This window comes from Ruminococcus sp. MSJ-25 (assembly GCF_018917825.1).
In the GTDB taxonomy this organism is placed as follows: domain Bacteria; phylum Bacillota; class Clostridia; order Oscillospirales; family Ruminococcaceae; genus Hominimerdicola; species Hominimerdicola aceti.
This window is the reverse complement of record NZ_JAHLPI010000018.1, coordinates 25043-36766: the sequence shown is the minus strand read 5'-3', so window position 1 is coordinate 36766 and position 11724 is coordinate 25043. Positions and strand designations below refer to the sequence as shown.

Below are 11724 nucleotides of genomic sequence, written 5' to 3'. Positions count from 1 at the left end.
TCTTGGACGGCCTGTCCTGCGGTCCTCAGTCGTCAGGTATTTACTCAGGTCAATATGATTCATCACTTCACAAAATGTATATACCGGGTCAGTTGTTTCAATTATTTTTTCAATTTCTACTGGAAATTTTAATTGATATGGTGTATAATATTCTTGTGGTTGGTTATTCATGATACTTTAATTATACCACAAAAAAAGACTGCTGTCTTGCTTTTTGGCAAGATTGCAGCCTTTTTTTCTTGGGGACTTTTTTTACAGCCCCGTTTTTCTTTGGGCGGAATAGCCCCTTTTATGCTGTTTCTTCTGCGAAGTTTCCTGTGTAGAGCTGATAATACTTGCCCTTTTTGGCAATAAGCTCGTCATGTGTGCCACGCTCTATTATCCTGCCCTGCTCAAGTACCATTATGCAGTCTGAGTTTCTGACAGTTGAAAGTCTGTGGGCGATAACGAATGTTGTTCTGCCCTGCATGAGAGCGTCCATACCAGCCTGAACAAGGCTCTCTGTTCTTGTGTCGATAGAGGAGGTAGCCTCGTCAAGGATAAGAACAGGAGGATCGCCGACTGCCGCTCTTGCAATGGCTATGAGCTGACGCTGACCCTGTGAAAGGTTCGAGCCGTCGCCTGTGAGAACAGTGTTGTAGCCGTCAGGAAGTCTTTCTATAAAGCCGTTTGCGTTTGCAAGCCTTGCGGCTGCCATACATTCCTCGTCGGTGGCGTCAAGGTTGCCGTAGCGGATGTTTTCCATTACTGTGCCTGTGAAAAGGTGTGTGTCCTGCAAAACTATGCCGAGAGTTTTTCTCAGAGCAGGCTTCTTTATCTTTGTGATGTTTATTCCGTCATAGCGTATCTTGCCGTCCTGAATGTCATAAAAGCGGTTTATAAGGTTTGTGATAGTTGTCTTTCCTGCGCCTGTTGAGCCTACGAAAGCTATCTTCTGACCCGGCTTTGCAAAAAGCTTTACGTCATGAAGAACTATCTTGCTGTCGTCATATCCGAAGTCAACACCGTCAAATACGACCTCGCCCTCCATTTTCTTGTAGTCAACAGTGCCGTCAGCCTGATGACGATGCTTCCAAGCCCATATGCCTGTGCGTTCTTTGCATTCTTCAAGCTCACCGTTCAGGTTATATTTTGCATTAACGAACTCAACATAGCCCTCGTCTGTTTCAGGCTTCTGGTCGAGGAGGTCAAACACTCTGCCTGCGCCTGCGGTAGCCTGAACAACGAATGCCATTTGCTGGCTTATCTGTGTGATAGGCTGTGTGAAGTTCTTGTTAAGGGATACAAATGTTACGATAGTGCCGAGGGTAAGACCTGCATAGCCGTTTATGGCAAGGATAGCTCCCACAATGGCACAAAGCACATAGCTGAGGTTTCCGATATTTGCGTTTATCGGCATCATGATGTTAGCATATTTGTTAGCTTCGTTTGCACTGACTCTCAGCTTGTCATTTATCTTTACAAAGTCTTCTATTGCCTTATCCTCGTGACAGAACACTTTTACTACTTTCTGTCCGTCAAGCATTTCTTCGATAAAGCCGTCAACTGCGCCAAGGTCATGCTGCTGAGCCGCAAAGTGCGCTCCTGACTTTGAAGCGAGATCGTTGGTCACCTTTACCATTACAAATGCCATTGCGATAGAGAGTATGGTAAGAGGAATGTTGAGGATTATCATGGAAACGAGGGTAGATATAAGTGTTGCAAGAGAGTTTATAAGCTGAGGTATGCTCTGGCTGATAAACTGTCTGAGGGTATCAACGTCATTTGTGTATACTGACATGATGTCGCCATGCGGGTGTGTGTCAAAATACTTGATAGGAAGTGTTTCCATGTTGAGAAACAGATCATCTCTTATGTTTCTCAGCGTACCCTGACCGATGTTTACCATTATCCTGTTGTATGCGTATGAAGCCGCAATGCCCACAACGTATACTACTGCAAGACCGCCGAGAGCCTTTGCAAGAGGTGAAAAATCATGGCTGGAGGTCTTTAGCATCTGTGTGATGTAGTCATCAACAAGTGACTGCATGAACATCATTCCCGCAAGTGTGGTGACAGCCTGAATAAGTATGCACGCCACAACTATTATAAATGAGAATTTATAGTTTTTGAGCATATATTTCATTACTCTGCCGAGGACTTTCATCTGGTCGCCTGACATTTTAGGCTTGCCGCCCATTTCTTTATTCATTGGCTTAGGCATTTAAGCTTCCTCCTTTCCTGCTGACTGAACGTCGAAATCTCCGCCGCCCTTTACCTGAGATTCATATATCTCACGGTATATCTCGTTTGTTTCAACAAGCTTTTCGTGTGTGTCAAAGCCGTTCACTTTTCCACCGTCAAGAACTATTATCCTGTCGGCGTCCTGAACGCTTGAAATCCTCTGTGCGATAATGAATTTTGTTGTGCCTGGGATAGACTTTGCGAATGCCGCTCTTATCTTTGCGTCTGTTGCAGTGTCTACTGCGCTTGTGGAGTCGTCAAGGATAAGAACCTTTGGCTTTTTCAGAAGCGCTCTTGCGATACAAAGTCGCTGCTTCTGTCCGCCTGATACGTTTGTACCGCCCTGCTCGATATAAGTTTCATACTTGTCAGGGAAGCGTTCAATGAATTCGTCAGCGCAGGCAGCTTCACAGGCTTCGATACACTCGGCGTCTGTGGCGTTTTCGTTGCCCCAGCGTAGATTGTCAAGGATAGTGCCTGAGAAAAGCACATTTTTCTGCAATACTACAGAAACCTGATCTCTCAGATATTCCATATCGTAATCTCTTACGTCCTTGCCGCCAACGCATACAGAACCTTCGTCAACGTCATAAAGACGGCTGATAAGATTTACAAGGCTGGTCTTTCCGCAGCCTGTTGAGCCTATGATGCCGATAGTTTCGCCAGACTTGATGTGCAGGTCGATATTGTTAAGCACCATTTTTCCGCTTCCATGCTTGTATGAGAAGCTTACATTGTTGAAGTCAACAGAGCCGTCTTTCATATCCTTTGCTGGGTTCTCACCGTTGTGAAGATCAGGTGTTTCCTTGAGTATCTCTGAGATACGTCTGATACTTGCTGTACTCATTGATATCATAACGAATATCATAGAGAGCATCATAAGTGACATCATGGCGGAGATAACATATGTAAAAACTGATGAAAGCTCGCCTGTTTTCATAGTGCCTGCAACAACATTCTTTGCGCCAAGCCAGCTTATGAGCATTACGCAGGAGTAGATAACGAACATCATAACAGGGTTATTCAGTGCGATAAGGCTCTCGGCCTTTACGAACATCTTATAGAGATTGCCTGAGGCTTTCTTGAATTTCTTCTGCTCGAAGTCCTCTCTTACATATGCCTTTACAACTCTGATAGCCGATACGTTTTCCTGTATGCTTGCGTTAAGGTCGTCATACTTTTTGAAAGCTTCTGTGAAAACTTTCATCGTCTTTTTAACGATGATCCCGAGAACTATGCCAAGAAGAATGATAGCTGCAAGGAATATAGTGCTCATTGAGCCGCTTACTGCAAAGCACATTGCCATTGAGCAGATGAGCATCAGCGGCGCTCTAACTGCGATACGGATTATCATTTGGTATGCGTTCTGAACGTTTGTAACGTCAGTTGTCATTCTTGTTACAAGACCTGCGGTGCTGAACTTGTCGATGTTTGAGAACGAATAGGTCTGCACCTTGCGGTAGATAGCTTCACGAAGATTGCAGGCAAAGCCTGATGAAGCCGAAGCCGCATATTTTCCTGCAAGAAAGCCCGAAAGCAGGCTGACCATTGCCGCCACTACCATTACGCCACCGAAAATATAAACGTTTGTCATGTTGCCCTTTTCAATGCCGTCGTCGATTATCTTCGCCATTATAAAAGGCAGAAGCATTTCCATAAAGACCTCAAGTGCGGTAAAGACAGGGGTCAGAATGGAGTCCTTCTTGTACTGTTTGATCTGTGCTAGTATTTCTTTCAAGCCAGATCCCTCCTCTCACTTATTTTTATATTGTATTGTCTATCATTTTTTTCTGGAGCCGTTCCATTTCGTCAAGCTCCTGATCTGTAAAATTACGGAAAGCCATTGTTTCTATCTTTTTAAGACAGTCGCAAATGTCCTGCTGGAGGGTATAGGCTTTCTCGGTTGCTATTATCTTCTTGTGACGCTCGTCATCATCACTGCCCTCATAGGAGAGATATCCTCCTGCACGGAGCTTTTTTATAAGTCCTGATACCGTCGCACGGGAAATATTCAGATCGTGGTGTATCGCCGTTGAGAAAACAGGCTCGCCATTATGTTCCATTATGTACATAAGCACATGGCTCTGAGCGGCGGTTATACCCTTGCCTGCGAGCATGGTGTTTATCTCGCATTCTATTTTCAGATGAATGTATTTGGAATACCGCAGAATGTTCTTTTTTCTGTTATCCGCCAAATTGTTCGCCTCCTTACATTTTTGTACCTAACATTTTGCTTTAATTAATAATATCACACTTTTACTTGAAAGTGAAATACAAATATGTTATAATGAATAAAAGAATTTTATAGATTACTATCAAATTTAATTTTTATTAAGAATTGTTTACTAAACGAAACAATTTGTGGAAATGAGCAAACATAAAGGGGCGGTTTTTGTGAATACTGTACAATTGGAGTGCTTTTTGGCTGTGGCGCAGTATCTTAACTTTTCCAAGGCGGCGGAATCTGTGAGCATCACTCAGCCTGCGGTGAGCCACCAGATAGGTTCTTTGGAGGACGAGCTAGGGGTAAAGCTTTTCGTACGAACGAGCAAGAGCGTTTCGCTCACAAGAGAGGGTATAATGTTTATTTCAGACGCAGAGCAGATACTTAAAATAGCAGGCTCAGCAAAATTCAGGCTGTCAGAAAAGCCTGAGGACGAACCTGTAAGGATAAGCATAGGCTGTCACAATCAGGCGGAGCTGAACGTTTTGACTCCTGCCCTAAGAGAAATGTCTAGGCTTTATGATGACCTTTTGCCGTCAATACATATTCTGCCCTTCAAGTCTATAGACAATCAGCTTAAAGATCAGAAAATACAGCTTTTGTTGTCTTTTAAAAGCACGCAGAAACAGCCTTTTGATTACACTGAGCTTTGCCGCTGTCCGCTCATGTGCCTTTGCACAAAGGATCACCCACTTGCGGCGGCTGAAAGCCTTGACATAGAGGACTTTTCAGGAAGACCGCTTTTCATAGAGCGGCACACCTGTCCTGAAGAGGTTTTCTCATTTCAGCACAAACTTCTTGCACAGGGAAATGTGGAAAAGATAACATTCTGCGGCGATTATGAAAGTGCTATCACAATGGCGGAGGCAGGGATAGGCTTTTTTGTCTACCCTATGATAGGGGAAACCTACAGAGGTCCGCTTAAATGTATCCCTATAAATGGCGTGAGGGAAGTGTCCTTCGGGGTGTATTATCTCAAGTCACAGCTTGAAAAGCAGGCAAAGGATATGATAAGGATATTGAAGAAAATATATGCAAAATAAAAGCACTGCATCGTGGAGATACAGTGCTGTGAGTGTTGCAAAGAAAATAATTAGTGGGCGACCTCAGGTCGCCCCTACACAAAATCGCATATCAATAAGTGGTAGGGGCGAACAGCGTTCGCCCGCAGTATTACATATCAAACAATGGGTACATAATTTCATTTTTATGACGCTTTCTGCAAGTATTCTTCAAGGCAGAGGCCATTTTCATACATTTCCTTTGCCGCCTTTTCGCCAACATATCTGTAGTGCCATTCTTCCGGGATAATGCCGGTAATATCCTGCTTTTCGGCTGTGTAACGCTCTATAAAGCCATATTTGTAGCTGTTTTTGGCGAGCCAATCCCATACTTCCTGATTTGTAACTCTGCTGTCACCGCTTGCGATATCGACGCACAGACCAAGCTCGTGTTCGCTTGTGCCGGGCATCGCCACCCATTCTTCCGCATAGGCTTTCGCCTTTTTGTCGCTGTAGCCTATTTTCTGATAGTGTTCATATTTGCTCTCAAGTATGTCCTGCTGATCCTCTGCGGTGCGGAACGATGATGTGATAGTGGGATATATCCCCTGCGAGCGTGCGTCATCAAACATTTTCTGAAGCTGTGGGTAAATGCGGCAGTCCACTGCCTGACCATTGTCAAGGGCGGTGAGTATCACTGAGCAATTCTCGCATATAGGCGTGTCATTGTTCACCAATGTGAGCTGCCAGTCCTGCCGGGCATTATACTCTGCAAGCTGAGATGAGGTCACGCTGTCGTCATAGGTGTATTCCACTGATGCAGGTGTGGTTTGCTTCTTGGGCTTCATATCAGGAATGTAATATCTGTATATAAGCAATGCCACGACCAAAATAATGATTGCAGTGGCGATTACGATATGTTTTTTGTTTTTCTTTGTCATAATGACCGCTCCTTTGCTTTTGCTGTATAAATGATACCATACTAAAGAAGCTTTCGCACGAGTATTAGCTTAACTGTTTCATAAGATTTTCTTAATGTGTTGGACTAGCGTTAAGCTATTGTCGGTGATAACAAATTTTGCATGACGATTTGTGCATATCGACGATTTTATAGAAAAGGTCTTGACTTGGAGCTAACTCCAGGTGGTAAAATATAATTGAAAGATCAATAGGCAATATCACATAAACCCCATGAGGTGTTGTTAAAAGGAGAAAGCTATGACTATTTCTGAAGTTAGTGAGAAATACGGGCTTACACCCGATACACTGAGATACTATGAGCGTATAGGACTTATTCCGCCTGTGCCGAGAACGAAAAGCGGTCTTAGGGACTATGATGAAAGTTCATGCAATTGGATAGAGTTCATAAAGTGCATGAGAGGCGCAGGTCTGCAAATAGAAGCCCTTATCGAGTATGTTGCTTTGTATCAGCAGGGCGACAGCACTATCGAGGCAAGAAAAAATCTGCTTATCGAGCAGAGAAAAGATCTCCTTGAAAAGCAGACTGAGATAGCTGCGACTATCGACAGACTCAACTATAAGATAGACAATTACGAAAAGATATGCGCTAAGGTCATAAAGTGACGGATAAGGTCTTGATACAAAGGACGGCAGTAAAATGCCGCCCTTTTTGTTTTGTTAAACACTTATGTATGACTCAGAAAAGAGTTTTCTATTGACTGTATTTAAAAAGTATGTTATACTTAGCTTGGTTAATACAGAAAGATTACAGGAAGGTGAATTAAAATGACAAAAGCAGATATAGACATTTTTATCGAGGAAATGGAAGCTATTAACGATAAATGGACTCCAGAACAAGTTGAGCGTGTGTATGGAAGTATGTCGCTGGAGGATGCATTATCTGATAGGAAAGCATCGTTGAAAATTTTCTTTGATATAGTTGGTAAGGTTGTTAACAATAGTCAAGAATAACATCATGTTGCAATTATAGTAAGTAAGGAGGTAACAGTTATGTCAAAATTAAGCGTTTGGAAAAAGGCGTTAAGAAATGCAATAGATTATCCTTGGGAGAGCGATATTGACTCGGATCATCCTGATTGCCCACGGTGTGGATGTTCAATGAATTTTTATGGTCACAATGATTTAGGAGATTTTGAATATGGTGAGGGGTATTGGGAATGTACTAGTTGTGGATATAAGATTACAGAAAATGATGTATGATATTATAAAGTACGTCAGGCGCTTTTGTAAATATGGTCACTGTTGATGTTGATGAATATGCGAAAAAGCATTTTGAAAAGTCTGTAAAGAAAACGCTTACTATTCCCTCTTGGCTAAATGGTCTGGCTGTTGCGAACGGAGTAAATTTCTCACAAGTTCTTCAGCCAGCACTTAAAGATAAGCTCAACGTAAATTAAAAGGTTTCCCCTAGTGTGTTATGGCGATACACTAGGGGATTCTTTTCATAAAACTTGCTTCCCTCTTGCGTTGACAAACAGCGGTTTTAATGGTATAATGGAATAGCTTACAGATTTGTGGGGATAATTTTGACAGAATGAAAAAAGGACGGTGCGCTATGGTAGTGAAAAATGTGGAGTTGCCTGAATACAGCGTGCTTATGTCTGTTTATGCAGGAGAGAAGCCTGAACATCTCAGGGCAAGTATCGAGAGTATGCTGTCACAGACCTATGTGACGAACGATTTTGTGCTTGTGTGCGATGGAAAGCTCACAAAAGAGCTTGACGAGGTCGTAGACTACTATGAGGAGAATTACGAGTGCTTTCACCCCATAAGGCTCAAGGAGAATGTTGGTACAGGAAGATGCGCTAACAGAGGTATAGACGCCTGCAAAAATGAGTATATAGTCAAAATGGACTCTGACGATATAGCTAAGCCTGACCGCTGTGAAAGGTCGCTTTATGCTTTGGCGAAGCACCCTGAGATAGATATGCTTGGGGCTTATATAGACGAGTTCGACAGTCAGACGGGCGAAGTCATAGCCACAAAGAAAACGCCGCTGACCAATAAAGAGATACACAAATATGCAAGGCGGAGAAATCCGTTCAATAATCAGACCCTTGTTTATAAGAAATCCCGTGCTTTGAGCGTGGGAGGTTACAGCAATATAAAACGCTGTGAGGACTATGAGTTCGTGGTGAAAATGCTTGCGGACGGCGCAAGGGGAATAAATCTTGACAAAACGCTTGTGATGTACAGAGTTACGGCGAACAATTATGAGAGAAGAAGAAACTGGGCGAACACAAAGTCCTTTGTGAATGTCAGGTGGAAGATATTCCGTATGGGATATTCAAACCTGTGGGACTTTATTGTTCCATGCACTTTTCAGTTTTTCATTTTCATAATGCCGAAATCGCTGACAGGCAAGATATATAAGAGGTTTCTTAGGGGATAATGGAGAGCCGCAAACGTATAATAAGACAGCACATAAAATCAGCACTGCAAAAAACGCTTTTGCCACTGTGCTACAAGCTGTCAAAGAAAAAGGATATAGACAAAAAGCTCGTTATCCTTGCAGACCTTAACAGCGTTTCTACTCCTGAGAGCATGGAGCTTATAAAAGCGGAGCTTCAAAGCCGTGGCTATAAGGTCAGGGAGATGTACTGCGACCTTTCAAGCTGTGGAATGGTCTCGGGGCTTAAATATATGATGAGCTTTATGAAAACTTACGCAAATGCAAGGGCTGTGTTCATATGCAACTATTTTGTGCCTGTGACTTCCTGCAAAAAGCGTGAGGAAACGACAGTGGTTCAGCTTTGGCATTCCTGCGGAGCATTGAAAAAGTTCGGCTATGACAGCGAGGAGGATATATCTTCCCATTTCAAAGGCTCTGTTACAAGAAATTTTGACCTTATCACTGTGAGCAGTAAAGAGTGCGTAAAGGCTTTTGTGTCTGCGTTCAGGCTGAAAGAAGATATCGTAAAGCCCCTTGGCGTCAGCCGTACGGACGTGTTCTTTGATGAAAGCTACAACGAGCAGTGCAGACGTGAGTTCTTTGAGATATATCCCGACTATAAGGGCAAGAAGATAGTGCTTTATGCGCCGACGTTCAGGGGGAATGCTTTGGATTGTCATTGCGTGGGCGAGGAGTATGCCGCAGAGCTTGAAAAAAAGCTTGGTGAGGCTTGGAAAGTCATTATAAAAATGCACCCCAGACTTCACAGCGGGCTGACTAACTGCGATATTGCTACAAACAGGCTCATGCCTGTGGCAGACGTGCTTGTGACGGACTATTCGTCGCTTGTGTTCGAGTATGCACTGTATAAAAAGCCGTGGGTGATATTTGCCCCTGATATTGAGAGCTACAGCAAGGGCAGGAGTTTTTATCTTGATTATAAAGCAGATATGCCTGCGCCTTTGGTGACGGAGGGAGAGAAGCTTGCACAGGCTGTGATCGACAGTGAAAATAGCTTTGACCGTGAGGGAGTGGAGCGTTTCACGGAAAAATATATGTCCGCCTGCGACGGCAGATCAACGGAAAGAATAATCGACAGCGCTTTGGAAAAAGAGCGTTTTTGACGGAGATGATAAAAATAGAAGGAAAAAAGTTTGATTGGTTCGGGCTTACCCAGATATTGAAGGAGCATAAGGGAAAGCTCAGACAGATAAGAATGTTGTCGGTGAACGAGCTGAAAAAGAAGTATAAGGGCGCGGCGTTAGGTCCGATTTGGGCGCTTATCAAGCCGACCTTTACCCTGTTTATACTGTGGTTTGCCTTTGAGATAGGTTTAAAAAGAAACGGTGGAGTGCATTTCATTAACGGAAAGTATACTCAGTTCGTTTTCATGCTCACTGGTTATGTGCCGTGGTTTTATATTTCAGAATGTATCGTTGGAGGATCGAGGTCAATAAGAAGCAACAAGCAGTTTGTAACAAAGCTGTCCTTCCCTGTTTCAAACATCATGACCTTTACTTCACTTTCGGGACTTTATATCCACATTTTGCTGTGTGCTATAATGTATGTGGTGTTGCTGTGTCTGGGCTTTGGACCGAGCATTTACAATCTTCAGTTTATCTATTATGCGCTGATGATGTATTTTTTCTTCCTTGTGCTTTCGTGGATGACTGCTCCTCTCAGTGCGTTCAGCAAAGATTTTGAAAATCTTATAAATTCTGTTATAACAGGACTTTTCTGGCTTTCAGGTATATTCTGGAACACATATGATATCTCACCTTTGTGGCTGAGAAAGCTCATGTATTTCAACCCTATAAACTATTTTGTAAACGGCTATAGAAAGAGCTTTCTTACAGACACGTTTATTTTTGATTCTAACTATACCACCGAAACTATAGTGTTCTATGCGGAGTTTATCTTTATGATATTCCTCGGAGCGCACACCTATAAGAAGTTCAGGAAGATACTTCCTGACGTTCTGTAACAAAGGCTGAAAGGAACTGACTTTTAAATGGAAAATCAAGCGACTGAGCCAATTATTGAATTTTTGGACGTAAAAAAAGAATACTTTTTATATAAAAACGAAAAGGCACGCTTTAAGGCTATTTTCACAAAAAACAGGGGAGTAAAGAAGCACCCTGCCCTTAAAGGCGTGAGCTTCAAGATATACCCAGGCGAGTCCGTGGGAATTATCGGAAAGAACGGCGCAGGAAAATCGACCATTCTGAAAATGATAACAGGCGTAAGCTTTCCAAACAGCGGCACTATCACTGTAAGAGGAAAGGTTGCCGCATTGCTTGAGCTTACAGCAGGCTTTTCACTGGATATGACGGGTATGGAAAATATCTATCTAAAGGGCTATCTGCTTGGTCTTAATGACGATCAGATAAAGGAGATAGAGCAGGATATAATTGATTTTGCAGATCTTGGAGAGTATATCGACCAACCTGTAAGAACATATTCAAGCGGAATGAAAATGCGTCTTGGCTTTGCTATCAATATAAATATAAAGCCTGATATCCTCGTTGTTGACGAGGCACTGAGCGTTGGCGACGCAGACTTTCAGAAGAAGTGCCGTGACAAGATAAATGATGTTATCTCCACTGGTGTAACGGTACTGTTCGTTTCCCACTCACGCAAGGCTATCGAGGAAACTTGCACAAGGGCGATATTCCTAAAAGACGGCAAGGTGCAGGTGGACGGCACTGTTGAGGAAGCCTTTGACGCTTACGATAAGAAAAAATGATTATGAAAGCTTTTCGTTTTTGACGGGAAGCTTTTTGTTTACACTTGTTATGGTTGATATTTGATAAGTATATACAATTATCAATATTTAATTTTGTATAATAAATCATAGTCAAAAAGCTTTACAAAATCGCAAAAATGTGTTATAATGAGATATT

At 42.7% G+C, this 11724-nt stretch carries 13 protein-coding genes; 9 read left to right on the top strand and 4 right to left on the bottom strand.

All coding sequences use genetic code 11. The features are described from left to right. Positions 1-289: 289 nt before the first annotated feature. From KQH97_RS08555 to KQH97_RS08545, 3 genes are read right to left on the bottom strand one after another with little or no spacing between them, the layout of a single operon-like run. The gene (locus tag KQH97_RS08555; RefSeq protein ID WP_216553808.1) at positions 290-2191 is read right to left on the bottom strand and encodes an ABC transporter ATP-binding protein; all 1902 of its coding nucleotides are present in this window, start codon (positions 2189-2191) and stop codon (positions 290-292) included. A gap of 12 nt (positions 2192-2203) precedes the next feature. Further along, a complete protein-coding gene (locus KQH97_RS08550) occupies positions 2204-3961 on the bottom strand; it encodes an ABC transporter ATP-binding protein (RefSeq protein WP_216553806.1) in 1758 nt (585 codons plus the stop codon). Positions 3962-3986: 25 nt separating this feature from the next. Beyond that, complete coding sequence (locus KQH97_RS08545) at positions 3987-4418, bottom strand: MarR family winged helix-turn-helix transcriptional regulator (RefSeq protein ID WP_022288492.1); 432 nt, start codon at positions 4416-4418, stop codon at positions 3987-3989. Positions 4419-4617: 199 nt separating this feature from the next. On the opposite strand from KQH97_RS08545, the gene KQH97_RS08540 reads away from it, so the two are divergent. After that, positions 4618-5490 (top strand): LysR family transcriptional regulator, encoded by an 873-nt coding sequence (locus KQH97_RS08540; RefSeq protein ID WP_216553805.1) that lies wholly within the window; start codon positions 4618-4620, stop codon positions 5488-5490. A 164-nt stretch (positions 5491-5654) separates the two neighbouring features. Here KQH97_RS08540 and KQH97_RS08535 read toward each other — a convergent pair whose 3' ends face one another. Further along, a complete protein-coding gene (locus KQH97_RS08535) occupies positions 5655-6389 on the bottom strand; it encodes a D-alanyl-D-alanine carboxypeptidase family protein (protein ID WP_216553804.1) in 735 nt (244 codons plus the stop codon). A 277-nt stretch (positions 6390-6666) separates the two neighbouring features. Between KQH97_RS08535 and KQH97_RS08530 the strand changes: the two genes are divergently transcribed. The 8 genes from KQH97_RS08530 (at position 6667) to KQH97_RS08495 (ending at position 11567) form a co-directional block, all read left to right on the top strand. Then, the gene (locus KQH97_RS08530) at positions 6667-7032 is read left to right on the top strand and encodes a MerR family transcriptional regulator (protein WP_038670807.1); all 366 of its coding nucleotides are present in this window, start codon (positions 6667-6669) and stop codon (positions 7030-7032) included. A gap of 162 nt (positions 7033-7194) precedes the next feature. After that, positions 7195-7380: a hypothetical protein gene (locus tag KQH97_RS08525; RefSeq protein ID WP_216553803.1), complete on the top strand. Its 186-nt coding sequence runs from the start codon at positions 7195-7197 to the stop codon at positions 7378-7380. 39 nt (positions 7381-7419) lie between these two features. Next, positions 7420-7629: a transposase gene (locus tag KQH97_RS08520; protein WP_216553802.1), complete on the top strand. Its 210-nt coding sequence runs from the start codon at positions 7420-7422 to the stop codon at positions 7627-7629. A 32-nt stretch (positions 7630-7661) separates the two neighbouring features. Continuing rightward, a complete protein-coding gene (locus tag KQH97_RS08515; protein ID WP_216553801.1) occupies positions 7662-7826 on the top strand; it encodes a hypothetical protein in 165 nt (54 codons plus the stop codon). A 158-nt stretch (positions 7827-7984) separates the two neighbouring features. Further along, entirely contained in the window at positions 7985-8821 is an 837-nt protein-coding gene (locus KQH97_RS08510) for a glycosyltransferase (protein WP_022288487.1), read from the top strand. Next, positions 8821-9945, top strand: coding sequence for a CDP-glycerol glycerophosphotransferase family protein (locus tag KQH97_RS08505; RefSeq protein ID WP_216553800.1), 1125 nt, complete (start codon positions 8821-8823; stop codon positions 9943-9945). The genes KQH97_RS08510 and KQH97_RS08505 overlap by 1 nt, the downstream gene beginning before the upstream one ends. A gap of 5 nt (positions 9946-9950) precedes the next feature. After that, positions 9951-10805: an ABC transporter permease gene (locus KQH97_RS08500; protein WP_147338411.1), complete on the top strand. Its 855-nt coding sequence runs from the start codon at positions 9951-9953 to the stop codon at positions 10803-10805. Positions 10806-10832: 27 nt separating this feature from the next. Further along, positions 10833-11567 carry an ABC transporter ATP-binding protein gene (locus tag KQH97_RS08495; protein WP_022288484.1) on the top strand — a complete coding sequence of 245 codons (735 nt, stop codon included), beginning with the start codon at positions 10833-10835 and terminating at the stop codon, positions 11565-11567. Positions 11568-11724: the final 157 nt, after the last annotated feature.